The organism is Streptomyces sp. SGAir0957 (assembly GCF_043523415.1).
The window spans coordinates 1,467,398-1,492,476 of sequence record NZ_CP027293.1 but is presented as its reverse complement, the minus strand read 5'-3'; the positions used below and the strand labels follow the sequence as shown (position 1 = coordinate 1,492,476).

General features: G+C 71.8%; 22 protein-coding genes and 1 pseudogene. 14 read left to right on the top strand and 9 right to left on the bottom strand.

From position 1 onward, the window contains the following. The first annotated feature begins 20 nt into the window (after positions 1–20). Positions 21–464, top strand: coding sequence for an ATP-binding protein (locus C1N81_RS12085; protein ID WP_394428791.1), 444 nt, complete (start codon positions 21–23; stop codon positions 462–464). Here C1N81_RS12085 and C1N81_RS12080 read toward each other — a convergent pair. Both C1N81_RS12080 and otnK read right to left on the bottom strand, forming a co-directional pair. Then, positions 461–1,093, bottom strand: coding sequence for a class II aldolase/adducin family protein (locus tag C1N81_RS12080; protein WP_394437880.1), 633 nt, complete (start codon positions 1,091–1,093; stop codon positions 461–463). The two genes, C1N81_RS12085 and C1N81_RS12080, sit on opposite strands and share 4 nt — an antisense overlap. 5 nt (positions 1,094–1,098) lie before the next feature. Then, positions 1,099–2,385, bottom strand: coding sequence for a 3-oxo-tetronate kinase (otnK, locus tag C1N81_RS12075; protein ID WP_394428790.1), 1,287 nt, complete (start codon positions 2,383–2,385; stop codon positions 1,099–1,101). Positions 2,386–2,530: 145 nt separating this feature from the next. Here otnK and C1N81_RS12070 point away from each other — a divergent pair, with 145 nt between their 5' ends. From C1N81_RS12070 to C1N81_RS12060, 3 genes are all read left to right on the top strand, one after another. After that, entirely contained in the window at positions 2,531–3,922 is a 1,392-nt protein-coding gene (locus C1N81_RS12070) for a homoserine dehydrogenase (protein WP_394428789.1), read from the top strand. Beyond that, positions 3,919–5,277 carry a GntT/GntP/DsdX family permease gene (locus C1N81_RS12065; RefSeq protein ID WP_394428788.1) on the top strand — a complete coding sequence of 453 codons (1,359 nt, stop codon included), beginning with the start codon at positions 3,919–3,921 and terminating at the stop codon, positions 5,275–5,277. The genes C1N81_RS12070 and C1N81_RS12065 overlap by 4 nt, the downstream gene beginning before the upstream one ends. 103 nt (positions 5,278–5,380) lie before the next feature. Further along, a complete protein-coding gene (locus C1N81_RS12060) occupies positions 5,381–6,172 on the top strand; it encodes a DeoR/GlpR family DNA-binding transcription regulator (protein ID WP_394428787.1) in 792 nt (263 codons plus the stop codon). Positions 6,173–6,188: 16 nt separating this feature from the next. On the opposite strand, the pseudogene C1N81_RS12055 reads toward C1N81_RS12060, so the two are convergent. After that, positions 6,189–7,304 (bottom strand): annotated as a pseudogene (locus C1N81_RS12055) (polysaccharide lyase family 1 protein); the annotation flags it as partial. Positions 7,305–7,400: 96 nt separating this feature from the next. Further along, positions 7,401–7,892, bottom strand: coding sequence for an FBP domain-containing protein (locus C1N81_RS12050; protein WP_394428786.1), 492 nt, complete (start codon positions 7,890–7,892; stop codon positions 7,401–7,403). Positions 7,893–7,982: 90 nt separating this feature from the next. Here C1N81_RS12050 and C1N81_RS12045 point away from each other — a divergent pair, with 90 nt between their 5' ends. The 4 genes from C1N81_RS12045 to C1N81_RS12030 all read left to right on the top strand — a co-directional run bounded on the left by C1N81_RS12045 (position 7,983) and on the right by C1N81_RS12030 (position 12,574). Continuing rightward, positions 7,983–8,558 (top strand): TetR/AcrR family transcriptional regulator, encoded by a 576-nt coding sequence (locus C1N81_RS12045; RefSeq protein WP_394428785.1) that lies wholly within the window; start codon positions 7,983–7,985, stop codon positions 8,556–8,558. A gap of 54 nt (positions 8,559–8,612) precedes the next feature. Continuing rightward, positions 8,613–9,806 (top strand): GDSL-type esterase/lipase family protein, encoded by a 1,194-nt coding sequence (locus C1N81_RS12040; protein WP_394428784.1) that lies wholly within the window; start codon positions 8,613–8,615, stop codon positions 9,804–9,806. A gap of 47 nt (positions 9,807–9,853) precedes the next feature. Beyond that, positions 9,854–11,314, top strand: coding sequence for a glyceraldehyde-3-phosphate dehydrogenase (locus tag C1N81_RS12035; RefSeq protein ID WP_394428783.1), 1,461 nt, complete (start codon positions 9,854–9,856; stop codon positions 11,312–11,314). Positions 11,315–11,623: 309 nt separating this feature from the next. Further along, on the top strand, positions 11,624–12,574 hold the full coding sequence (locus tag C1N81_RS12030) for a TauD/TfdA dioxygenase family protein (protein WP_394428782.1): 951 nt from the start codon (positions 11,624–11,626) through the stop codon (positions 12,572–12,574). A gap of 120 nt (positions 12,575–12,694) precedes the next feature. Here the strand turns inward: C1N81_RS12030 and C1N81_RS12025 are convergent, their stop codons facing one another. The 4 genes from C1N81_RS12025 to C1N81_RS12010 form a co-directional block, all read right to left on the bottom strand. Then, positions 12,695–13,168, bottom strand: a complete 474-nt coding sequence (locus tag C1N81_RS12025) for a thioesterase family protein (protein WP_394428781.1) — start codon at positions 13,166–13,168, stop codon at positions 12,695–12,697. Next, the gene (locus C1N81_RS12020) at positions 13,165–14,127 is read right to left on the bottom strand and encodes a 3-hydroxyacyl-CoA dehydrogenase NAD-binding domain-containing protein (RefSeq protein WP_394428780.1); all 963 of its coding nucleotides are present in this window, start codon (positions 14,125–14,127) and stop codon (positions 13,165–13,167) included. The genes C1N81_RS12025 and C1N81_RS12020 overlap by 4 nt, the downstream gene beginning before the upstream one ends. Beyond that, a complete protein-coding gene (locus C1N81_RS12015; RefSeq protein WP_394428779.1) occupies positions 14,127–15,029 on the bottom strand; it encodes a BKACE family enzyme in 903 nt (300 codons plus the stop codon). Before C1N81_RS12015 ends, C1N81_RS12020 begins: the two co-directional genes overlap by 1 nt. A gap of 94 nt (positions 15,030–15,123) precedes the next feature. Then, on the bottom strand, positions 15,124–15,954 hold the full coding sequence (locus C1N81_RS12010) for a TetR family transcriptional regulator C-terminal domain-containing protein (protein WP_394428778.1): 831 nt from the start codon (positions 15,952–15,954) through the stop codon (positions 15,124–15,126). 213 nt (positions 15,955–16,167) lie between these two features. Between C1N81_RS12010 and C1N81_RS12005 the strand changes: the two genes are divergently transcribed. Genes C1N81_RS12005 through C1N81_RS11990 form a run of 4 tightly spaced genes read left to right on the top strand, consistent with a single transcriptional unit; the run spans position 16,168 to position 19,514 of the window. Then, positions 16,168–17,154 (top strand): ABC transporter substrate-binding protein, encoded by a 987-nt coding sequence (locus C1N81_RS12005; protein WP_394428777.1) that lies wholly within the window; start codon positions 16,168–16,170, stop codon positions 17,152–17,154. Further along, entirely contained in the window at positions 17,154–17,909 is a 756-nt protein-coding gene (locus C1N81_RS12000; RefSeq protein ID WP_394437877.1) for an ABC transporter permease, read from the top strand. Before C1N81_RS12005 ends, C1N81_RS12000 begins: the two co-directional genes overlap by 1 nt. Next, positions 17,906–18,700 (top strand): ABC transporter permease, encoded by a 795-nt coding sequence (locus tag C1N81_RS11995; RefSeq protein WP_394428776.1) that lies wholly within the window; start codon positions 17,906–17,908, stop codon positions 18,698–18,700. The genes C1N81_RS12000 and C1N81_RS11995 overlap by 4 nt, the downstream gene beginning before the upstream one ends. After that, the gene (locus tag C1N81_RS11990; RefSeq protein ID WP_394428775.1) at positions 18,693–19,514 is read left to right on the top strand and encodes an ABC transporter ATP-binding protein; all 822 of its coding nucleotides are present in this window, start codon (positions 18,693–18,695) and stop codon (positions 19,512–19,514) included. Before C1N81_RS11995 ends, C1N81_RS11990 begins: the two co-directional genes overlap by 8 nt. Here C1N81_RS11990 and C1N81_RS11985 read toward each other — a convergent pair. Continuing rightward, complete coding sequence (locus tag C1N81_RS11985; protein WP_394437875.1) at positions 19,474–22,428, bottom strand: NACHT domain-containing protein; 2,955 nt, start codon at positions 22,426–22,428, stop codon at positions 19,474–19,476. The genes C1N81_RS11990 and C1N81_RS11985 overlap by 41 nt on opposite strands. Before the next feature lie 141 nt (positions 22,429–22,569). Here C1N81_RS11985 and C1N81_RS11980 point away from each other — a divergent pair, with 141 nt between their 5' ends. Both C1N81_RS11980 and C1N81_RS11975 read left to right on the top strand, forming a co-directional pair. Then, the gene (locus C1N81_RS11980) at positions 22,570–24,324 is read left to right on the top strand and encodes a sensor histidine kinase (RefSeq protein ID WP_394428774.1); all 1,755 of its coding nucleotides are present in this window, start codon (positions 22,570–22,572) and stop codon (positions 24,322–24,324) included. Then, entirely contained in the window at positions 24,321–24,959 is a 639-nt protein-coding gene (locus tag C1N81_RS11975) for a LuxR C-terminal-related transcriptional regulator (RefSeq protein WP_394437873.1), read from the top strand. The genes C1N81_RS11980 and C1N81_RS11975 overlap by 4 nt, the downstream gene beginning before the upstream one ends. Positions 24,960–25,079: the final 120 nt, after the last annotated feature.

Below are 25,079 nucleotides of genomic sequence, written 5' to 3'. Positions count from 1 at the left end.
CGGCCGCTCACTCTGGGCCCGTGAAACAACAGGCCACCACCTCAGCCCCCGCCGCCCCCGCCGAGTTCAGGCTGCTGCTCAGCAGTACCCGACGCGGCGCCCGACTGGCCCGTACGCTCGCCGTGCAGCAACTGAACGACTGGTGCGATGTACCGCACGGCTCGGAGACCGCGCACGCGGTGGCCGTCGTCACGGCCGAGCTGGCGTCCAACGCCGTCGCCCACGGCTGTCTCCCGGGGCGCAACTTCCGTCTGACGCTCCGTCTGCTGCCCCACGTGTTCCGCGTCGAGGTGGCCGACACCCGACCCGATGCGGCGCCGTCGCTGACTGTGCCCCCGTCAGCCGACGGCACATCGGGCCGAGGGCTCCTGTTGGTCGCGGCCCATGCGGGCCGCTGGGGCTGCACCGTTCATGACGCGTACGCCAAGACCGTCTGGGCCGAAGTGCGGCTCCCTTCCGTCTAGCCCGACCACGGCATCCCGTACTTCTCCGCCATCGCCCGTGCCTCCTCCCGCGTGAGCACCCGCGCCGGCAGGTCTCCGAGCGTGAGGAGGAGCGCCGATGTCTCCTCCAGTTCGACCGCCGCCGCGATGGCCGCCTCCAGGGACGGGCCCGCCGTCACCGGGCCGTGGTTCTGGAGGAGCGCGGCGCGGAAGGGGAACGGCAGTTGCTCCAGGTCCGCCGCCTGTTGCGCGTCGCCGGGCGGGGCGTAGGGGAGGAGCGGGGTCTGGCCCACCCGCATCACGAAGTACGGGGTCAGCGGGGGGAGGGCGCTGCGTTCCGACCAGGCGGGGCGGCAGGACTGCGCGGCCGCGTGGCGGGAGTGGAGGTGGATCACGGCGCGGGTCGACGGGTCGCGCCGGTAGAACGCGGTGTGCAGGGGGAACTCCTTGGACGGGCGGGGGCCGTCCAGGTGGGTGCCGTCGAGGGCGAGGACCGTCAAGGCGTCCGCGTCTATCGCGGCCAGGTCCGCGCCGGTCGGGGTGATCAGGATGCGGTCCCGCTCGCGGATGCTCAGGTTTCCGGAGGAGCCGGGGCTGAGTCCGAGGGAGGCCAGGTGGGCGCCGGCCGCAGCGAGATCGTGAGGGGTCATGGTGCTCATGCGAGTGCGTCCCAGGCCGTCGTGAAGATGGTCGTGTCGCCGAAGTTGCCGGACTTGAGGGCCAGGTCGACGGCCTCGGTCGCGCCGTCCACGGTGAGGTGCGTGCGGGCCCAGGCGACGCCGGGGGCGATCTGCGCGCCGATGCTCAGCGTGCGGGCGCCGAGGGCGGTGGTGACGGCGCCGGAGGTCTCCCCGCCCGCGATCAGGAGGCGGCGCGCTCCCGCTCGTACGAGGCCGACGGCGCACGCGGCCAGGGCCTGTTCGATCAGTTCTGCGGCGGGGGTCGCGCCCTCGGGCGTGTCGTGCTCCAGGTCGTCCAGGGAGCCGACGGCGTAGAGGAGGGGCGGGCGCGCGGGGTCCTGCCGCCAGCAGGCGCGGGCGAAGTCCACCAGGTCGGCGACGGTCGCCGCCGGATCCGACCGGAGCGCCGCCACGTCGAGCTTGCGGTGGGGGAGGCGCTCGCGTCCATGGGCGACCTGCGCGCGGGTCGCCGACGACGCGCTTCCCGCGAGGACCGCCCCGAAAGCGCCGGGCGCGGAGGCCGCGGCGGCGCGCGCGGTGCCCTCGTGCGGCCCGGTCAGGCCCAGGGCGAGCCCCGCCGCGCCCGTCACCAGGCGCATCGACGAGGTCGCGGCGGAGATGGTGCGCAGGTCCCGGTCCTCGGTGGCGTCGACGACGGTGAGGGCGTCGGCGTGCTCCGGTGCGGCGAGCGCCGTGCGGAGGGCCTCCGCGCCCGCTCGCACCGTGTCCAGGCCGATCGCCCGCACCGGACGGCGGGTCTGCGGCTCCAGGAGGCGTACGACGTGGGAGTCGCGCATCGGGGTCAGCGGGTGGTGACGCATGGGGGACTCGGCGAGCAGTTCGTCGTGGACGAAGAGGCGGGCCTTGTAGACCGTGCGGCCCGTGGCGGGAAACGACGGGACGACGACCGTCGCCGTCTCGCCGAGCGCGTCCAGGAGCGCGTCCGTGACCGGGCCGATGTTCCCGCGCGGCGTCGAGTCGAACGTCGAGCAGTACTTGAAGTAGAAGCTCCGGCAGTCGGCGTCCCGTAGCGCGCGGAGCGCGGCCAGGGACGTCCCGACGGCCTCCTCGACCGGCGCGGTGCGGGACTTCAGCGCGACGACCACGGCGTCGGCCTCGCCGACCTCCCGCGCCGCGGCAGCGTCGGACGTCAGGCCCTCGGCGCCGACGGCCACCACCGTCCGGAAGCCGCGCGCGACGAGCGCCGTGGCGAGATCGGTGGCACCGGTGAAGTCGTCGGCGATGGCTCCGAGCAGTGGCATCGGACCTCCCTTGAGTCGTGGTGTGTTCCGTCGCCCACGGCAACGTGTGAAGTTATGTTAACAAGCTTTACTCAGATGAGAACGCCTGGTACATGTTGTTAACCGGCGGAGTGTTTCCAGCCACCGCGCTCAATGAGGAGAGCCCATGAACCTGCACCATCTGTTCGCCAGCGCCGACGCCGGACCGGTGCGCTACGCACTGTCCGGCGCCGGCGGCGGCTTCGCCCGGACTCTTCTTGCCCAGACGCTCCGCATCCCGGCGCTCCGCCCGGCCGTGCTGTGCGACCGGGACCTGCCGAGGCTGCGCGCGATGCTGGGTGACCTCGGCTACGAGGACGCCCAGGTGAGAGAGTGCGCGGACGCCGCCGAGGTGGAGCGCGCCGCACGGGACGGGCACCTCGCGCTCGTGGCCGACGGCGCCCTGCTCACCGCCGCGCCCTGGGACATCCTCGTCGAGGCGACGGGCAGCCCCGTGCACGGTTACGCCATGGCGAAGGACGCGCTGCTCGCCGGGCGGCACGTCGCCATGGTCAGCAAGGAGGTCGACTCCGTCGCCGGACTGCACCTCGCCGAGCTGGCCGAGCGGTCGGGGCTCGTCTACACGACCGCCGACGGCGACCAGCCCGCCAACCTCATCGGCCTGGTGACCTGGGCCGAACTGCTCGGCCTCGACATCGTCGCGATCGGCAAGTCCAGCGAGTACGACCTCGTGCTCGACCCGGAGAAGGGGACGGTCACGCAGCTCGACACCACCGTCGACGCGCCGGGCCTCGGCGACCTGCTCGACCTCGGTGACGACGTGGCCGAAACCCTCGCGGCACGCGCGCGTAGCGTCTCCGCGCTGCCCGTCGGCGCGACCGCCGACTACTGCGAGATGGCCGTCGTCGCCACCAACACCGGCTTCAAGCCCGACACCGAGCGGCTGCACTACCCGGTCGCGCGCATCGCCGAGCTGGCCGACATCTACCGCCCGCGCGAGGACGGCGGCGTGCTGCACCGGCCCGGTGCCGTGGACGTGTTCAGCGCGCTGCGCCTGCCCGGCGAGGCGTCGTTCGCGGGCGGCGTCTTCGTCGTCGTCCGCACCGGCGACCCGGAGACCTGGGAGACCCTGCGCGGCAAGGGCCACGTCGTCAGCCGCGACGGCAAGTACGCCGCCGTCTACCTCCCGTACCACCTGATGGGCGTCGAGACGCCGGTCTCGCTGCTCTCCGCCGTCCGCCACCACCGCCCCTCCGGCGGCACCGACCCGCGCGGCCACGCGGTCCTCGCGGGCCGGGCCCGCCAGGACCTGCCCGCCGGAACCGTCCTCGACATGGGCGGCCACCACCACGACGTCACCGGCGTGCAGGCCGTCCTGCTCCGCGACGAGGACGCGCCGGGCGACGTCGCCCCGCTCTACCTCGCCGCCCACACGACACTGGCCCGCCCCGTGGCGGCCGGTGAACTCATCCGGCTCGGCGACCTCGCCGACGCCGACGCCGGCCTCGCCCAGGCGTGGGCGGCCGGCCGCGCGGCCCGTCCGGTGGTGACCAAGTGAGTACCGACGTCCAGCACCTGCTTCTCGGCGCGGCGGCCGTCGTCGTCCTCGTCGTACTGATCACGAAGTTCAAGCTGCACCCGTTCCTCGCCCTGACGCTCTCCGCGCTCGGCCTCGGCCTCGCCGCCGGGATCGCGCCGGGCGCCACCGTCGAGCACTTCCAGGACGGCTTCGGCAGCGCCCTCGCCAGCAGTGGCCCGACCATCGGTCTCGGCACACTCCTCGGCGGCATCCTGCTCGGATCGGGCGGCGCCGACCGCATCGCGACGGTCTTCATCGGCTCACGGCCCGTCGTCTGGATCCCGACCGCGATCACCGCGGCGGCGCTCCTCATCGGCATGCCGCACCTGTTCGACGTCAGCTTCGTCATGCTCGTCCCGCTGGTGTACGCCGTCGCCAAGCGCACCGGCACCCACCTGCTCTACGTCGGTCTGCCGATGGCCGCGGGCCTGTACGTCTCGCACGGCCTGCTGCCCCCGCACCCCTCGCCGACGCTCGCCGTCTCCGCGTACGACGCCAACACCGGCCTGACGATCCTGTACGGGCTCCTCATCGGCATCCCGCTGGCGATCATCACCGGGCCGCTGCTCACGAAGGTCGCCTCGCGGTGGTTCGGCCCCGCGCCCGACCTGGACCGCGGCCCCGTGCCACAGGCCGACCCGGCCCCGGACAACCAGCGGCGCCCCGTCTCCTTCACGCTCGCCCTCATCACCGTGCTGCTGCCGCCGGTCCTCATGCTCATCGGCACGGTCGGCACGTCCAACACCGCCAAGGGCACGCTGCCGTACTACTTCTTCGAGGCGTGCGACTCCTCGGTCCTGTCCCTGCTCGCAGCCGTCGTGTTCGCCTTCTTCGCGCTCGGCGTCCGCTCCGGGTTCGGCCTCGGGCAGCTCCAGAAGATGGCGGGCAAGGGGCTCGGCCCGGTCGGCGCGATCGTGCTGATCCTGGGCGCGGGCGGCGGCCTCAAGGCCATGCTGACCGCGACCGGCATAGACAAGATCATCTCGGATTACGCGGTGGACTGGTCGGTGCCGCCGCTGCTCCTGGCCTGGGTCGTCGCCGCACTGCTGCGCATCTGCCTCGGCTCCGCCACCGTCGCCACCGCCGCGGCCACCGGCATCGTCGCCCCGCTGCTCACCGCCTACCCGGGTGTCTCCCCGGAGCTGATGGTGCTCGCCACCGCGTCCGGCGCCGTGATGCTGTCGCACGTGAACGACTCCGGGTTCTGGCTCTTCAAGGAGTACTTCCAGCTGTCCGTCTCCCAGACGTTCCGCACCTGGACGCTGATGCTGTCCCTCCAGTCGCTGCTCAGCCTCGGCGGAGTCCTGCTGCTCAGCACGTTCGTGGGCGGCTGAGGGCGCGGCCCGCAAAGAAGATCATCGGCTACCGTCGCGTACGACAGTACGAACGAGACGTCGGACGCCGCGCGCGACGGACACGGAAGAGAGGAGAGCGGCGATGACCGCTCAGGAGCCCCTGCCGCTCATCCCCGACCAGCGGCGCGAGCAACTCCTGCGGCACCTGCGCAGGGAAGGGGTGCTGAGCGTCCAGCAGATCACCCAGCTCTTCGGCGTCTCCCACATGACGGTCCGCCGGGACATCGCCGAACTGGAGCGCCAGGGCCTGGTCTTCTCCGTCCCCGGCGGTGTCCGGATCGCCAGCCATGTCAGCAGCGAGCCGAGCTTCCAGGACAAGACCCTGGTCCACAAGGCCGAGAAGGAGGCCATGGCGGCGCGGGCCGCCGAACTCGTCCAGGAGGGCATGACCGTCTACCTGGACGCGGGCACGACCCTGCTCGCCATGGTCCCCGCGCTCGCCCGCGTGAACTCCCTGACGGTGGTGACCAACGACTTCACCACCGTCGACCGCCTGATGGCCGCCCCGCACCTGGAGCTGGTGCACATCGGCGGCCAGGTCGACGTCGACAACCGCTCCAGCGTGGGCCGGCTCGCCGCCGCCACACTGCGCCAGCTCGCCCTCGACTTCGCCTTCATCAGCACCAGCTCCTGGGACCTGCTGCGCGGGGTCACCACCCCCTCCGAGCCCAAGGTCGAGGTCAAGCAGGCGGCCATGGAGGCGGCGGCCGCGTCGGTCCTCGTCGCGGGCTCGGCGAAGTTCGGCACGTTCGGCAAGTACCGGGTCGCGCCGCTGTCGGCGTTCGACACGGTGATCACGGACGCGTCGCTGACCGAGGCCGCCGCGGAGGGGGTCCGGGCGGGCGGGGCCGAGCTGTGCGTGGCGCGTCCGTGATCGGCGGACCGTACTAGCAGCTGCCGTCGGACACCTTCAGGCCGGTGTTCGCGCCCGCCGTGCGGCTGACGATCGACGGCACACAGCTCGCCTTGTCGAGCGTGTAGGAGTACGGGACCGAGACGGTGGTGGTCGACTGCATGGCGGGGCCCGCCGGGTTGTTCTCGTCCCCGGGCGCCGACCATGTCACGTTGTCCAGGACATTGCCGCTGGTCTGCCAGTAGCCCTTGGCGTCGGTGTAGAAGGTGCCCAGGACGTCCTTGGAGTTCTTGAAGTAGTTGTTCTCCACCTTGGCCTTCGCGCCCGCCCGCGAGTTGATGCCGGACTCGTTCAGGCTCGTGTACGAGTTGTTGTAGATGTGCGCCGTGCCGCCGCGCAGCAAGGGCGCGCGCGAGTCCAGGTTCTCGTACAGGTTGTGGTGGAACGTGACGTTGCCGTTGGACAGGTCGCTCTCGCTGGAGCCGATCAGGCCGCCGCGGCCGGAGTTGCGCAGCGTGCTGTAGGACAGCGTCACGTACTGCGTGTTGTTCTTCATGTCGAAGAGGCCGTCGAAGCCCTCGTCCTCGCCGCCGGACGCGGCGAGGGAGACATGGTCCACCCAGACGTTGCGGACGTCCTTCTCCATGCCGATGGCGTCGCCGCCGTTGGACGTGGGGGAGCCCGACTTCTTGACGTTCCTGACCGTCACGTTCTGGATGATGATGTTGCTCGACTCCCTGATGTGGATGCCGAGTTGATCGAAGACGGCGCCGCCGCCGACCCCGACGATCGTGACGTTCTTGATCTGCTTCAGCTCGATCACCCCGGCGGCGGTGTTGCAGCTGTCGCCGGACACCTTGCTCGTGTTGCCGTGGTTGATCGTGCCCTCGACCTGGATCGTGATCGGGGTGTCGTCGGCGGCGCGCCCGCACAGCGCCTGGTGGATCTGGGTGCCCGTGGTGGCCCGCACGGTGGCGCCGCCCGCGCCACCGGTCGTCCCGCCGTTCTGGGCCGCGTAGCCGGTGGCGCCGGCCGCCGCGGCGGCGGCCTCCGGCATGGACAGGGCCACCCCGGCGCCGGCGGCGAGGGCCGCGGCGGTCAGTGTGGCGGACAGGCGCAGTGCGAGGGGGCGCGGAGCTGTGGGTCGGCTCATCCCTGGTCTCCCGGATCGTCTCGGCTCGTCGCGGACCGGCCGGTGCCGGTCCCGCCCCTAGTGGTCGCGAGGGAGCCCAGGGTTGCCGGGTCGGCCCTACGCGGTGACCTTCGCGACGAACGTCGCCAGGTTCGCCATGGTGCGCTCGGCCTTCTCCTCCACCGTCAGCGTCTCGTGCAGCCGCGAACCCATGCCCGCGTCCTTCTTGCCGCGCACGTACAGCGAGCAGGCGAGGTCGCTGCAGATGTACGCGCCCACCGAGTTGCCCTGCTTCCCGGCCTTCCCCGCCTTGGGCGCGACCATCAGCGAGACGCCCCCGGTGTGCGTGGTCACGCAGAACGAGCACATGCTGCGCCGCGTCTGCGACGCCCCCGCGTGCGAGGCGCGCAGCGCGACCCCTCGCAGGCGGCCGTCGATCTCGGCGACGAGGTAGGCGCGGTCGGGGGCCTGCGGGTCCCGCCAGCCGAAGTAGTCCAGGTCGTCCCAGGGGCGCTCGGCCAGATCGCGCGGGATGTTCATCCGGGTCGCCTCGCCCTTGGTGCAGTTCACGAAGGCGGAACGGATCTCCCGGTCAGTCAGTGGCTTCATAACAGCGAGGCTAATTTGCCTAAAGGTTTTAGGCAAATGCATAATGCTCATGGGTCGATGCTTAAGGGCCGAGACGGAGGACATACGGGCATGGTGCGCGCGGGGCTGAATACGGAGCGGCTGGCGCGAGCCGGAGCCGAGCTGGCCGACGAGGTGGGGTTCGAGCACGTCACCGTCTCGGCGCTGGCCCGCCGGTTCGACGTCAAGGTCGCGAGCCTGTACTCGCATGTGAAGAATTCACATGACCTCAAGACCCGGATCGCCATGATCGCCCTGGCGGAGATGGCCGACCGCGCCGCCGACGCGCTGGCCGGCCGGGCGGGCAAGGACGCGCTCAGCGCCCTCGGCAACGTCTACCGGGACTACGCCCGCGACCACCCCGGCCGCTACGCCGCCTCCCAGTTCCGCCTCGACCCCGAATCGGCCGCGGCCAGCGCAGGGCCCCGGCACTCGCAGATGACCCGCGCCCTGCTGCGCGGCTACGACCTGACCGAGCCCGACCAGACCCACGCCGTCCGCCTCCTCGGCAGCGTCTTCCACGGCTACGTGAGCCTGGAGATGGGCGGCAGCTTCAGCCACAGCGCACCGGACACGGACGTGACATGGCAGCGGACGCTGGACGCGCTCGACGCGCTGTTGCGGAACTGGCCGGCACAAGAGTCCTGAGCAGGGCCCGGAGCACGTAGAGCACGCAGAGCACGGAAAGAAGGCATCGACGTCTTGAGTACCGACACCCCCTGGGTCACCACCCCGCTCACCCCCGCCCTCGTCCACGGTGCGATCGACCTCGAGCGCACCGAGCGCGGCCTCCTCCCGCACCGGCTGCCCGCCTGGGCCCGCGCCCAGAACAGCGACGGCCAGCTGGCCATGGTCGAGGCCCAGCCGTCCGGCGTCCGGATCGCCTTCCGCAGCCGCGCCACCGTCATCGAGCTGGACACCCTGCCCACCAAGCGCGCCTACACCGGCCTGCCGGGCAGGCCCGACGGGATCTACGATCTCCTGGTCGACGGGCGGCTCGCCCGGCAGGGCAGCGTCTCCGGCGGCGACACCATGACCATCGACATGGCCGCCGGGACCTTCGAGAGCACCCCGGGCCCGCCCGGCACCCTGCGCTTCGACGACCTCCCCGACACCGACAAGGACGTCGAGATCTGGCTCCCGCACGACGAGACCACCGAACTCCTCGCCCTGCGCACCGACGCCCCCGTCGAGCCCGCGGAGGACCGCGGCCGCCCGGTGTGGCTGCACCACGGCAGCTCCATCAGCCACGGCTCCAACGCCGCGAGCCCCACCACGATCTGGCCCGCCCGCGCGGCGGCGCTCGCCGACGCCCACCTGATCAACCTCGGGTTCGGCGGCAGTGCCATGCTGGACCCGTTCACCGCCCGCACCATCCGGGACACCCCCGCCGACCTGATCAGCGTCAAGGTCGGGATCAACATCGTCAACTACGACGGCATGAGGCTGCGCATCTTCGGCCCGGCCGTGCACGGCTTCCTCGACACCATCAGGGAAGGCCACCCGACGACGCCGCTGCTCGTCGTCTCGCCCATCCTGTGCCCCATCCACGAGGACACCCCGGGCCCCGCCGCCCCGGACATGCAGTTGCTCGCCGACAGCGGACAGCTCAAGTTCCGGGCCATGGGTGACCCCGCCGAACGCGCCCAGGGCAAGCTCACCCTGAACATCATCCGCGCGGAGCTGGCCCGCATCGTCGAGCAGCGCGCGGCCGACGACCCGCACCTGCACTACCTCGACGGCCGCGCCCTGTACGGCGAGGACGACCACGCCGAGCTGCCGCTGCCCGACGACATCCACCCCGACGCCGCCGCCCACCGCCGCATGGGCGAGCGGTTCGCGGAGCGGGCGTTCGGCGCCGGCGGACCGTTCAAGGGGGCGCCGGAGCGCCGCTGAGCGGGCGGGTTAGCATATGAGCGCCGCCTAGCTCGAAAGAGACGCACGTGACTGTCAATGACGACTCGTTCACCAATTGGAAGCACCGCGAGGAGACCGCGGAGTCGATGATCCCGATCATCGGGAAGCTGCACAGGGAGCGGGACGTGAACGTCCTGCTGCACAGCCGCTCCTTGGTGAACAAGTCGGTGGTGAGCATTCTCAAGACCCACCGATTCGCCCGGCAGATAGCCGGCGCCGAGCTCTCGGTCACCGAGACGATGCCGTTCCTGCACGCCCTGGCCGGCCTCGACCTGGGCCCGTCGCAGATCGACATCGGCATGCTCGCGACGACGTACCGGGGTGACGAACGCGGGCTCTCCGTCGAGGAGTTCACCGCCGAGGCCGTCGCCGGTGCCATGGGCGCGAACAAGGCGGAGCGCGGCGCCGGACGCGACGTCGTCCTCTACGGCTTCGGCCGGATCGGCCGCCTCGTCGCCCGCCTCCTCATCGAGAAGGCGGGCTCGGGCAACGGCCTGCGGCTGCGCGCCATCGTCGTGCGCGGCGGTGGCGACCGGGCCGGCGAGGACCTCGTGAAGCGCGCCTCGCTGCTGCGCCGCGACTCCATCCACGGCCAGTTCCAGGGCACGATCACCGTTGACGAGGCGAACAGCACGATCAACGCCAACGGCAATGCCATCAAGGTGATCCACGCGAACGACCCGTCGGAGATCGACTACACCGCCTACGGCATCCGCGACGCGATCCTCATCGACAACACCGGCAAGTGGCGCGACCGCGAGGGCCTCTCGCAGCACCTGCGCCCCGGTATCGACAAGGTCGTCCTGACCGCCCCCGGCAAGGGCGACGTGCCCAACATCGTGCACGGCGTCAACCACGACATGATCAAGCCGGACGAGCAGATCCTGTCCTGCGCCTCCTGCACCACCAACGCGATCGTGCCGCCGCTCAAGGCGATGGCCGACGAGTACGGGGTCCTGCGCGGCCACGTCGAGACGGTCCACTCGTTCACCAACGACCAGAACCTGCTCGACAACTACCACAAGGCCGACCGCCGGGGCCGCTCCGCGCCGCTCAACATGGTCATCACCGAGACCGGCGCCGCCTCCGCCGTCGCCAAGGCGCTGCCCGACCTCGAAGCGCCGATCACCGGCAGCTCGATCCGCGTGCCCGTGCCCGACGTCTCGATCGCCATCCTCAGCCTGCGCCTCGGCCGCGAGGCCACCCGCGAGGAGGTCCTCGACTACCTGCGCCAGGTCTCGCTGACCTCACCGCTCAAGCGGCAGATCGACTTCACCACCGCCCCCGACGCCGTCTCCAGCGACTTCATCGGCTCGCGCCACGCCTCGATCGTCGACGCGGGCGCGACCAAGGTCGACGGCGACAACGCGATCCTCTACCTCTGGTACGACAACGAGTTCGGCTACTCGTGCCAGGTGATCCGCGTCGTCCAGCACGTCTCGGGCGTGGAGTACCCGACCTTCCCGGTCCCCGTCCCGGTGGCCTGAACCGCACGCCGGACGCCGCCCCCGCCGAACGCGGGGGCGGCGCGCTATTGACGCGAAGATCATTCACGGCGCAGGATAAGGGTATGTTCACCTATCGCGCCCACGCTTTCGGAACGGCCACCGCGCCGGACCGATGTGGTTGCGCGCGCAGCGGCTTGTAGCGGACGCAGGTCCCTCGCCGCTTTCCTCTCCGTACGTTCCGCAGGCCCCTCTGCCTTCCTCCACGGGCCGCGCCCGTACGGCTCACCCTCGCGATCCTTGCCACGCCGCGCGAGGACGCGATCACCGCGCGCCCACCGGAGAGTGCCCATGTCCGTGACGGAAATTTCCCCAGAAACCCCCGCAACCGCCCAGCTGCGCCCCGCGCTCATCCCCGCCGACGGCCTCTACGAGGGCCGCCGCCTGCTGCGCCGCACGCCCGACGGATGGCGCGAGCGCCCGTACGAGCTGTTCGAGGTCGTCCCGCAGGCGGCCACGATCGGCGCCGAGATCCGCGGCCTCGACCTCTCGCGCCCGCTCACCGACGCGCTGCGCGAGGACCTGAACCGGGCCCTGCTCGAATGGAAGGTGCTGTTCTTCCGCGGCCAGCACCTCAGCAGCGACAGCCAGCGCCAATTCGCTCGCAACTGGGGGGAGTTGGAGACCAATCCGCTCCTCGAACGCGGCGACAGCGACGACGTCGTACGGTTCGACAAGAGCGCCGGGGGCACGCCGTCGTTCGAGAACGTGTGGCACACCGACGTCACCTTCCGCGCACGGCCCGCCATGGGCGCGGTGCTGCAACTGCGCGAGGTCCCGCCGTCCGGCGGCGACACCATATGGGCCGACATGGCGGCCGCCTACGACAACATCCCCGACGACGTGAAGACCCGCATCGACGGAGCCGTCGCCGAACACGACTTCCTGCCCGGCTTCCGCCGCTTCTACGGGCCCGAGCGTCTCGCCCGCTGGCAGGACGCGTTCCCGCCCGTGCACCACCCGGTCGTCCGGCGCCACCCCGAGACCGGCCGGCGGATGCTCTTCGTCAACACCTCCTTCACCACCCGCATCGTCGGCCTCGAACGCGCCGAGAGCGACCGGCTGCTGCGGCTCCTCTTCCAGCAGGCGCACGTCCCCGAGTTCCAGGTCCGCTTCCGCTGGCAGGCGGGCGACATCGCGTTCTGGGACAACCGGGCCACGCAGCACTACGCCGTCGCGGACTACGGCGAAGCGCGCCGGGTCGCGGAGCGCGTCGCCATCGCGGGGGACCGGCCGTATTAGGGCACGCCGGTTCCGGGGCGCGTTAGAGCACGCCGGTTCCCGGGGCGCGGCGACGGCCAGCCGCGCCCCGGACACACTCGGCGCGCCGCGCACACTCCGCGCCCGGCGCACACGCCGCGCTCAGCCCACCGCCGCGATCGACCGGCCCGCCCACTCGGGCGCCGGTTCCGTCAGTTCGGCGAACCGTTCGCGGATCGCGTCCGGGAACGGGGCCGCCCGGCCCGCCTGCTGGTCGACGTGGACCGCGAGCAGCTCCGTCGTCGCCACCGGCGCCGCGTCCGGGCCCGGCGCGCCGGACGCGTCATCGACCACGTACATCTCGTGCGTGAAGCGCGCCTTCTTCGCGGCGGCGCCCAACACCCTTGTGCGGAGGGCGAGATGGGCGCCCTCGGGTACGTCGCGCAGGAAGCGGATGTGGGACTCGACCGTGTAGAGGGAGCAGCCGGTCGACTCGCGGTACGCGGAGTGCAGGCCCGTCTCGATCATCATCGCGTCCGTGGCGTGGCCGAAGGCGAGGACGTAGAACGCCTCGCTCATGTGGCCGTTGTAGTCGATCCACTCGGGGCGGACCGTCCGGTGCAGGAGGGGGATCACCGGGGCCCCTCCTTCCCGCCCAGGCGGCCTGTCGCGCGCAGGACGTCGATGACGCCCCGGTCGCGTTCGGCCACGAGGTCGGCGATGGTGCGGCCGTCCGCGGCGTCGTCGCAGCCGGCGACCACCGCGTCGTAGAGCGCCTTGTCGAGTTCGGGCGCGTCGAGGCGGGTCCACGGTGCCTTCAGGGAGGGGCCGAAGTGGTCCAGCATGTGCGCCATGCCGCCCTCACCGCCCGCGAGCGCGAACGTCAGCATCGGGCCCATGACGGCCCACCGCAGGCCAGGGCCCTCGGTGATGGAGGCGTCGATGTCGCGGACCGTCGCCTCGCCGTTGGCGACCATGTGCAACGCCTCGCGCCACAAGGCTTCTTGCAGCCGGTTCGCGATGAAGCCGGGCACCTCGCGGTCCATGGTGATGACCGACTTGCCCGCCGCCTCGTAGAACCGGGAGGCCCAGGCGACGGCCGCCGCGTCGGTGCGCTCGCCGCCGACGACCTCGACGAGCGGGATCAGATAGGGCGGGTTGAAAGGGTGCCCGACGACCAGGCGTGACGCGTCCGCGGCCGTGGTCTGCATGTCTGTCATCGGGTAGCCCGACGTGGAGGAGGCGATGACGACGCCGGGCGGGGTCGCCGCGTCCAGACGGGCCAGGAGGTCGCGCTTGAGGTCGAGCTTCTCGGGCGCGCTCTCCTGAATGAACTGGGCGTCGGCGACGGCCAGTTCGAGCGTCGGGGCCACCGTCAGGCGGTCGCGGGACGCGCCCTGCGCGAGCCCGAGCTGGATGAGCGCGGGCCAGGCCGCGTCCACCAGGCGGCGCAGCCTCGCCTCGGCGTCGGGCGCCGGGTCCCACGCCGTGACGTCGTAGCCGCGGGCCAGGAAGTGGGCGACCCAGCCGCCGCCGATGACACCGGCGCCGACACAGGCGACACGGCGCACCTCTTCGGGAGCTACCAGGCTCATCAGCGGTTCTCCTTCCGGGGGCGCAGGCCGAGGAGTTCACGGGCCTCGTCCGGGGTCGCGACGCGCGCGCCCAGCGACTCGGTGATCGTCACCGCCCGCTCCACGAGCTGGGCGTTGGTCGCCTTGTTGCCCTTGCCGAGGTACAGGTTGTCCTCCAGGCCCACGCGGACGTGGCCGCCGAGCAGGATCGACTGCGCCACCCACGGCATCTGCATCCGCCCGAGCGCGAAACTCGCCCAACGGGCGCCCTCCGGGAGCATGGTGACCATCGACTGGAGCACGCCCGGGTCGGCCGGGGCGCCCCACGGGACGCCCATGCACAGCTGGAAGACGGTCGGATCGTCGAGCAGCCCCTCCGCGAGAAGCTGCTTGGCGAACCACAGCTGGCCCGTGTCGAAGATCTCCAGCTCGGGGCGGACGCCCAGCTCCTGGATGCGGCGGGCGCCGGTGCGGAGCATGTCGGGCGTGGAGACGTAGAGGTTCGAGCCGTCGCCGAAGTTGAGGGAGCCGCAGTCGAGCGTGCAGATGTCGGGGAGCAGGTCCTCGACGTGCGGCAGCCGTTCGAGCCCGCCGACGAGGTCGGTGCCGGGCAGGTGGGTCAGCGGGTTCTCGGGGTCGATGACCAGGTCGCCGCCCATGCCCGCGGTGAGGTTGATGACGACGTCGGTGCCGGTCTCCTTGACGCGTTCGACGACCTCCCGGTACAGCTTCGGATCGCGGGACGGGGCGCCCGTCTCCGGGTCGCGTACGTGGATGTGGACGACGGCGGCGCCGGCCTCGGCGGCCTGCACCGCGTTCTGGGCTATCTGTTCCGGGGTGACCGGGACGTGGGGGCTTTTGCGGACGGTGTCGCCCGCGCCGGTCAGGGCGCAGGTGATGATGACGTTCTCGGTGATGGGCATGGTGGGGCCTCCCATGTGGCCTGGTCGCCGTCGGGCATGTGTGTGGTGCGCGGGTGCGGGATCACGTGGTTGCTCGCGCCGTTCCCCGCGCCCCTTACGGTGCTTTCAGCAGCGCCGTTCCTACGTGTGTCTCCAGTGCTGTCTGCATGGCGTCGGGGGAGATGTGGGGGGTGCCCGATGCCAGGACCTGGGTCGCCAGGCCGTCGATGAGCGCGGTCAGGGTCAGTGCCGCCGCCTCCGGGTCGGCCGCCGCGCGGAACACGCCCTGCGCGACCCCTCTCCGTACGACGTCGGCGACGGTCTCGCGCCACTGCCGGTAGTACTCGGCGTGCAGCCGGCCCACCGCCGTGGAGCGCGCCGCCTCCGCCCACAGGTCGAGCCAGACCGCCCACTGGCGGCGCTGCTGCGCGGTGCGCGGCGTCTGGAGCTCGATCAGCTGGGCCAGCTCCGCGACCGCGTCGTCCGCCGAGGCGAGCCGGGCGGCGCGGCGTGCGGTGTCCTCGTCCATGCACCAGCGCACGGCGGCCTCGAGGAGGTCGGCGCGGCCGGGGAAGTGGTAGTGGATCGCGGCGGTGCTGGTGGCGCAGGCGCGGGCGATGTCCGCGACCCGCACCGCGTGGAAACCGTGCTCGGCGATCAGCCGGACCGTCTCGCGGACGATCTGCAACGGCCGTCCGCCCTCGACGGGGACGGCGGCCGTCGGCTCCGGCTCCGGCAGCGGCCGGGTGCCGAGCAGCCGCCCGACGTCGACGCGCCCCTCGTCGGCGATCCGCGCCAGCTCGGCGGCGGTGAAGCGGCGGGAGCCGCTCAGCGAGCGGGACAGCTTCGACGGATCCATGACGATGCGGCGCGCGAACTCGCGCTGACTGACGCCCGCGGCGGCGATGACCTCGCGGACCTGGGCAGCGGTGTCGGTGGTTTCCACGGTGCCCGACCCTAACCACGTATTGAGAAGAACTCAACACCAGGCCCCATAAAACCCGTGCTGAGGCGTGTATTGCGATACTGACCGGCGCATCAGTCAGCTCGGCGGCTCTCTGCGGGTACGCTGCGCGAACTGTCAACTCCTGTGCCGGTCAACGGGATTGACCCCTTGGGGCGCGGGCTCTATGTTCCCGCTGAGTCCCAGGGGGGATCCATGTCTCGCACCCGTCGCACGTGCACCGCGCTCGCCACCGTGGCCCTGCTCACGACCGCGGCGGCCTGCGGATCCGGCTCCGACTCCGGCACCAGCGGCTCGCGCTCGCCCACGAACGCGGCGGGGGAGACGACGGTGAAGCTCGGCGTCATCCCGATCCTCGACGTCGCGCCGGTCTACCTCGGCCAGCAGAAGGGCTTCTACAAGAAGCGGAAGCTCCGGCTCGCCCTGTCCACGGCGCAGGGCGGCGCGGCGATCGTGCCCTCGGTCGTCAGCGGGCAGACCCAGTTCGGCTTCTCCAACGTGATGTCGCTGATGATCGCCCAGTCGAACGGCGTCCCCGTCGAGGCCGTCGTCAACGGCGTGAACTCCACCGGCAAGCCGGGTGCCGACTTCGGCGCCGTCGTCGTCAAGAAGGGCAGCCCCCTCAAGACGGCGAAGGACCTCGAGGGCAGGACGGTCGCCGTCAATACGCTCAAGAACATCAACGACACCACGGTCCGCGAGTCCGTCCGCAAGGCGGGCGGCGACCCGTCGAAGGTGAAGTTCGTCGAGATGGCGTTCGACCAGATGCCCGCCGCCCTGGCCGGCGACCAGATCGACGCGGCCCAGGTCGTCGAGCCCGCCCTCGCCACCGTCAAGGCGGAGGGCGGCCGCGTCATCGCCTCCAACTTCACCGACACCGCGCCCGACCTCACCGTCGCGATGTACTTCACCTCGACCACGTACGCCAAGAACCACCCCGACATCGTCGAACGGTTCACGGCCGCGACCAAGGAGTCCCTCGCCTACGCTGACACGCACCCCGACGAGGTCCGCGCCATCCTCACCACCTACACCAAGATCCCCGCCTCGCTCCGCGGCGAACTGATCCTGCCGCGCTGGCCAGGGACCGCCAACCGCGCGTCGATCGAGAAACTGGCCGAACTGGGCGAGCAGGACGGCCAGTTCAGAAAGGCCCCGGACCTGAACGCGCTCCTTCCGTGATCCTCGGCGCCCTGGGACTGCTCGCGTGCGCGGCACTGTGGGAAACGGTGGCGCGCACCGGTGTCGTCGACAACGCCTACTTCCCGCCCTTCACCACCACCATGAAGGCTCTCGGCGACGAACTCACCGATCCCGCCTTCTGGACGGCCCTCGGCGACACCCTCACCGGCTGGGCGGCCGGCCTCGCCCTGGCGAGCGTCGCCGGAATCATCGCCGGAGTGGTCATCGCGACGGTCCCGCACCTGCGCGCGTTCACGGCCTCCACCATCGAGTTCCTGCGCCCGATCCCCTCCGTCGCGCTCATCCCGCTGGCCGTCCTGCTCTACGGCACGGAGCTGCGCTCGGTGCTGCTCCTCGTCGTCTACGCCTCGTTCTGGCCGGTCCTCGTGCAGGTCCTGTACGGCGTCCGCGACGTCGACCCCGTCGCCGACGACACCGCCCGCGCCTTCGGCCTCGGCACCTGGGCCCGCGTCCGGCACGTCGTGTGGCCCACGGCCCTGCCGTACGTGATGACGGGCATACGGCTCGCCGCCGCCGTCGCCCTGATCCTCGCCATCACGGCCGAACTCGTCATCGGAGCGCCCGGCCTCGGCACCCGTATCGCCGTCGCGCAGACCTCGCAGGCGGTACCGGAGATGTACGCGTCGATCGTGGTCACCGGCTGCCTCGGCGTATTGATCAACACGGGGGCGCGGCTGGTGGAGCGGCGTGCGCTGGCCTGGCACCCGTCGGTACGCGCGGAGGTCCCCGCATGATCGTACGAACCCTGCGCACTGTCCTCCTCACCCTCGCCCTGCCCTGCCTCCTCGTCGCCGTCTGGTGGCTGGCCTCCGCCTCCAGCACGAGCGTCTACGCGCCGCCGCTGCGCACGATCCTCTCCCGCTTCGGCGACGTGTGGACGGCGGACCGCATCCGCGCCGACGTCGTCCCCAGCCTGCTGCGGCTCGCGGCCGGCTACGCGTCGGCGGCGCTCGCGGGCGTCGTCCTCGGCATCGGCATCGGCCTCTCCCGCACGGCACGCGCCGTCTGCGAACCCGCCCTGGAGTTCCTGCGCGCCGTGCCGCCGCCCGTCCTCGTCCCCGTCATCATGCTCTTCGCGGGCATCGGCGACACGATGAAGATCGCCGTCATCGCGTCCGGCTGCGTCTGGCCGGTCCTGCTCAACACGGTGGCGGGGGTGCGGGCGGTCGACCCGGTCGCGGCGGAGACGGCTCGCGCGTACGGCGTGCGGGGCGCGGCCCGCCTGCGCTCCCTCGTCCTCCCCTCGGCGAGCCCGCAGATCTTCACCGGCCTGCGCCAGGCCCTCTCCATCGGCGTCATCCTCATGGTCATCAGCGAGATGTTCGCCGCCAGCAACGGCCTGGGCTACGCCGTCGTCCAGTTCCAGCGCGGCTTCGCCATCCCGGAGATGTGGACCGGCATCCTCGTCCTCGGCCTGCTCGGCGTCGCCCTCGCGCTCCTGTTCACCCTCGTGGAGCGGCGGGCGCTCGCCTGGTATTACGGCTCACGCGGCGCACGACGGAGGACGGGGAGCGGCGGTGCTTGAGGTCAAAGGGTTGCGGAAGGTCTACGAGGGGTCCGGTCACCGGAGTGCGGAGGCGCTGCGGGACCTGACGTTCCGGGTGCCGGAGGGCGAGCTGGTGTGCGTCGTCGGCCCGTCCGGGTGTGGCAAGACGACCCTGTTGAAATGCGTGGCGGGCCTGCTCCGCCCGACGGACGGCACGGTGACCCTGGACGGCTCCCCGGTGACGGGACCGCGCCCCGGGCTCGCCGTCGTCTTCCAGGAGTACGGGCGGAGCCTGTTCCCGTGGATGCGGGTCGCGGCCAACGTGGAGCTGCCACTGCGACAGCGCCGGACGCTGTCGCGCACGGCCCGGCGCGCACGGGTCGCCGACGCCCTGGCCGCGGTCGGCCTCGGTGACGTCGGCCGCGCCTACCCCTGGGAACTCTCCGGCGGCATGCAGCAACGCGTCGCCATCGCACGGGCGTTGGCCTACGAGCCCGAGATCCTGCTGATGGACGAGCCGTTCGCGGCGGTGGACGCGCAGACGCGGGCGGAGCTCGAGGATCTGGTGCGGGGGTTGTGGCGGGGGCGGGGGATGACGGTGCTGTTCGTCACGCACGACATCGACGAGGCGGTGTATCTGGGGGAGCGGGTGCTGGTGCTGAGCGGGTCGCCGACGGTGGTGCGGGCGGAAGTGGACGTCGATCTGCCGGTGGAGCGTGATCAGTTGGCGACGCGGGCGGACGAGAGGTTCGTGGGGTTGCGCAGCCGGGTGCTTGCGCTGATCCGGGAGGGGACGGTGCGGGACGACCCGCTCAGGAAAACCGATCGACGCGGCCGAGGATCTGGTTCCTGAGCATGGTCCGCACACTGTCGCCGAGCCGGTACTTGTCCCGTTCGTGGGCGGTGAGCAGCGCCTGCACGACGCGGCCGAAGTTGTCCCACCCGTGCGGCATCAGACCGAGGCCCCGCACGGCCCGTTCGTAGAGCGCCGTCAGTTCGTCGTCGGTCAGCTTCGTCGTGTCGTCGAGCAGGAGCACCAGCAGGTCGTGCGCCAGGGAGGAGGCGCGCTCGCCCTCGACGGGGACGAACGTCGTCAGGGCCGGGCCCAGATTGCCGATCACCGGTTCCAGCGCGAGCCGCAGGATCGAGTCCGGCGTCGCCCCCGTGATCGCGGCCTTGTGCCACAGCTCGTCCCAGTACGACCGCTGCCACACCTCACCGCCGTGTCCGCGCGGATAGCCGAACATCCAGTTCGCGTCGACCGGCTGGGGCGGGCGCAGCACCCCCTCGCGCAGCGTGACCGTCAGCGCCCGCCCGCCGTTCTCGTCCCAGCCGCGCAGAGGGGTGAAGGTGAGGGCGAAGTCGGTCCACTGCTCCTCGTCCATCGACGAACGCCACAACATGCCGTGCCGGTGCCAGATGTGGACGGGGTCACCGACGTGGGGGAACAGCTCGGCCACGGAGATCCGTCCGCGCAGGACGACCGTCAGCAACACCAGGTTGGCACCGTAGAGACCGTGCCGTGCCGCCGTGCGCAGCGCGGCCGGACGGTAGGACGGATACTGGTCGGTCGTACGGGCCTCGTGGACCCGCAGAACCTCGACGAGACGGGCGGCCAGCCGCTCCCGTTCCGCGACCGGCATCCGCCCCACCAACTCCTTGGCGAAGCGCATCATCTGCCGGGACGACAACGGCGCGTACGACAGCAGCGCGTAGGCCAGGTCGTCGTCGATCCGGCCGTCGGCGAGCGAGAACGCCGAGGGCCGGGCCGGCAGCAGATCGGCAAGGAGCCGCAGCGCCAGACGGACGGTCAGGTACTCGCCGAACGTGGCGTGCAGGAACTCGTACGTCGCGAGGACGCGCCCGTCCCGCAGCGACTGCGCCCGCTGCACGAAGAAGAACCGGCCGAGGGCGACCTCCGCCGCGTCCAGCGGCGTGCGGAACCCGGTGTCCTGCGTCGCCCGCCGGCCGAGCAGGGACACGAGGTCCGCGTCGAGCTCGTCCGACGACACCCACTGGCGCCCGCAGTTGAGCTGGGCGAAGGCGACGAGGGACAGGCGCTGCAACTCCTGCTCCACCCGCGTGTCCAGCACGGCGTCGGGCACGGCCCCCGGGCTCGTCTTCGTCACCTCACGCCGCGCGAACGTCGACAGGAGCTCCTCGTACAGCTCGGTGACGGCGAGCGGCTCGCCGCTCTCGCCGCGGAGCCTCCCGTCGGTGGCGTCGTGCAGCGCGAGCATCGTCAGCAGCAGCGGCTGCTCGGCCAGCTCGCGGTGGCGGTCGACCGTCTCCCACGAGAGCGGGCGCCCGCCGGAGGCGTTGGCCGCGTTCCAGATGGCCAGCCACCGCTCGATCTGCTCCGGCCGGAACGGTTCCAGGCGCAGGGCCACCATGCCCTCCGGGTGCCGGGCCCGGTCGGCGACCGCGGTCCGGCTGGTCACCAACGCGAGGACAGTGCGGCCCTGCTCGGCCTCGCGCTGCTGGAAACGGGCGACGCGCACCAGGAAGTCGGTGTGGTGGACGCCGGTCGTCTGGAGCAACTCGTCGAAGCCGTCCAGGAGCAGTACGGGCGTGGCGCCGCCCGCCGCGCGCACCAGGTCGGGCCACGTCGTGCGCTCTCCCGTGACCGCGCGGATCGCCTGCTCGATCTGGTCCTGCAACTCGTCCTCGGCGCGAACGTCGCGCAGCGGGACCCGGACGGGCAGGAACCCGGCGGCGGGCAGCCGCGCGGCCAGCACCCTGGTCAGCACGGACTTGCCCGCCCCCGGCTGGCCGAGGACGAGGAGCGGGGCCTCGGTGAGCGCCGGGCCGGTCAGCGCCCCGGCGAGGTAGTGCGTCAGGTCCTGGCGGACGTCGAGCTGCTCCCACCAGTACTCGTCCGCCGGATTCCCCTGCCGTCCGGGCGCCGCGACCCGGAAATCCGGGTCCAGGTACATGTCCGCGAGCGCGGGGACCCTGAACCCCTCCGGTGCGCTCGTCGCGTCCAGGACGGGGTGGCCGAGGTCGGCGAGGTGGGCGCGGTCGAGGGCGGCGGCGATGTCGACGGGAGGCGTGAGCGTGTGGGCGGTGCGCGCGAGAAGGGTGTCGATGCCGGAGAGCGCGAGGCGCACCTGGTTGCGGGTGGCTTGGTGCTCGATCTGGGTCGTCCAGAGCGCGAACTCCGGCGCCTGCAAGACAAGTTGGGCGTACATCTCCTCGTACCGGGTGATCGCCGCTTCGGGCAGCTGCAGCAGCTGCGCCACGGCTTCAGCACGCTGCCGGTGCGGAAGGCGGTCGATCCCGGCCAGTCCTTGCAGGAAGTCGTTGAAGGTGTCCGCCATGGCGGTGTAGTAGGCGCCCAGAAGGCCACGGGTCTCCTCGGGCGGAACGTCCGGCCTGGGGATCGGCGCTACGACGGTGAGCAGCGTGTGCCCCTGGCCGGCGAGGTGAGAACCGTCCCCCGACGCCACCCGCGCGATCCGCACCTGCTCCTCCCGCGTCAGCTCCACCTCGTCCAGCGAGAACGGCAGCCGCGCCTCCCCGAGCACCTCGAACCACGCCACCACCACGATCACCGTGTGCGCCGCCCGCAACACATCCGTCCGCTCGGCCCGCGCCGTCGCACGCCCGAGACGCTCGCCGAGCCCGCGCACCGCGTCCCGGCCCGCCCCGACGATCCGGCCGCGCCCGGAGACCATGCCGAGCACGGTCCCGCTCACCCCACCCGTGGCAACGTTCAACACCCCGCCCAACGCCCGATCCAGCGCAGCGACCCGCGCAGAATCCACCCCCAGCAACTCCAGCGCGTCCGCGAACGACAGCAACCTTCGTGACCCCACCGGCCCAGCCCCCTGTCCCGCACTCCCTCGCCCGCTCCACCCTACGAACGCGTTGCACCAGGCGCACCCGAATGGCTTACGGTGTGGCGCGTGGACAGTCAGGGGAAGCGGGCGGTTCGGCTGCGCCTGACCGGGGCCGCCGGGGTCGCTGTCGTGTCGGGGGCGGCGGGGTCGTGGGCGTACGCGCGCGCGGGCGCGTCCGCGGGGGATCTGGTGCGGGACCTCGCGGTGGGCTGGGCGTATGTGGTCGCCGGGATGATGGCGTGGCGGCGCAGGCCCGCGAACAACACCGGGCGGCTCATGGTGGTGGAGGGCATCACCTGGTTCTTCGGGAACCTTCAGGGGACCGCGGTGCCCGTGCTCTTCACGTTCGGCGCGTGGTGGGAAGCGCTGAACATGGCGGTGCTGCTGCACCTGGTTCTCTCGTTTCCGGAGGGACGGCTCACGACCGTTCTGACCCGGCGTCTGGTGCGGTCCGCGTACGCGCTGGTCGCCGTCGGCGGTCTGCTGCGCACGCTGATGTTCGACCCGGCGGTCGACACCGGGGCGACCTATCTGGACTGCCGTTCCTGCGGGCCGAACCTCATCTTCGTACCGTCGTGGCACGGCGCGTTCGACGCCTTTGACGCCGTCTACCACGCGGCGGGGTGGGCGATCTCGGTGGTGGCGGCCGTCGCCATCGTCCTGCGCTGGCGTCATGCGTCGGCCGCGCGCAGGCGGGCGCTGCTGCCCGCGTGGATCGGCATCGGCATCGCCGTCGTGTTCCTGATGTGGGACATGCTGTTCTATGTCGTGCCGTGGTTCGGCGAGGTCGGTTCCGTCGCCGAGCAGGCCGTCTATCTGCTCTCCGACCTGGCTCAGGTCGCCGTCCCGTTCGCCTTCCTCGCCGGTCTGCTGCGCATGCATCTGCAGCGGGCGGAGGTCAGCGGGCTCGTCATCGACGTCGGCACCGACCCCGATCCGTCCAAGGTGCGCGAGGCGCTCGTCCGCGTCCTCGGCGATCCGACGCTGCGGCTCGGGCTGTGGCGCGAGGAGCGGCGGGCGTACGTGGACGGGGTCGGCGGGGAGATCGGCCCGGAGGGGCCGGGGCGCACCCTGGTGCGGGCCGCCGACGGGCGGCCGCTCGCGCTGCTGCACCATGATCCGGCCCTGCAGGAGGATCCGGAGCTGCTCGAATCCGTCGCCGCCGCGCTGCGGCTCGCTCTGGAGAACGTGTGGCTGCGGACCCGCGCCAAGGACGTCGCCAGCCGTATCGTCCAGGCCGCCGACGCCGAGCGCGGCCGCCTCGAACGCAACCTGCACGACGGGGCGCAGGCCCGGCTCGTCTTCGCCCTGATGTCGGTGCGGCGCGTGCGGCGCGGCCTCGCGGACCATCCGGACGAGGCGCTGCGGGCCGCCGCCGATGAGGCCGAGTCGAGTCTGCGGCTCGCCATCGAGGAGTTGCGCGGTATCGCCCAGGGCATCCATCCGGCCGTCCTCACCCGCGAGGGGCTCGGGCCCGCGCTCTCCGCGCTCGCGAAGGAGGCGACGCTGCCGGTGGTGGTCGCGGCCGAGCCGCGCCGGTACGACTCCCTCGTCGAGACCACCGCCTACTTCACCGTCTGCGAGGCGCTGTCGAACGCGGCCAAGCACGCGGGGGCCCGCGCCGTCAGCGTCTCGGCCCGGCATCAGGACGGGCGGCTCGTCGTGGAGACCGTCGACGACGGGGTCGGCGGGGTCGACACCACACGCGGCACGGGCCTTCGGGGCCTCGCCGACCGGCTCGCCGCCGTCGACGGCGTGCTGCACATAGACAGTCCCGCGGGCGGCGGGACCCGGATCAGGGCGGAGCTTCCGTGCGGGTGATCGTGGCCGAGGACTCGGCGCTCCTCCGGCAGGGGATCGTGCGGCTCCTCACCGACGAGGGGATCGAGGTCGCCGCCGCGTGCGCGGACACCGGGCCGCTGCTCGCGCTCGTCGCCGTGCACGCGCCGGACGCCGTGCTGCTCGACATCCGGATGCCGCCGACCCACACCGACGAGGGTCTGGTCGCGGCCGCCGCGATCCGTGCCGCCCATCCGGGCACCGGGGTGCTGCTCCTCTCCCAGTACGTGGAGACCACGTCGACCGTGCGGGCGCTGGCCGAGCGGCCCGAGGGGTTCGGCTATCTGCTCAAGGAGCGGGTAGCCGACGTCGACGAGCTGCACAGCGCGCTGAAGCGGGTGGCCGCGGGCGAGACCGTGCTCGACCCGCTGGTGGTGGCCCGGCTGATGAACGCGCCGCGGACGGCGGGCCCGCTGGAGGAGCTGACCGGGCGTGAGCGCGATGTCCTGACGCTGATGGCCGAGGGCCGTTCGAACGAGGCCATCGCGCAGCGCCTTGTCATCGGCGGCAAGACCGTCGAGACGCACGTCCGCAACATCTTCGGCAAGCTGGGCCTGGAGCCCGACCTCCTCGAACACCGCCGCGTCATGGCGGTCCTCACGTATCTGCGCGGCTGATCTCCGCGCGTTCCCTGCCCGTATCTGCGCGGCTGAGCCCCCCAGCTCAGCCGCGTACAGACACGTGCGAGGTTCCGGCTGTCCGCTCCGGAGACGACGTCGTCCCCCGATTTTCCCCCG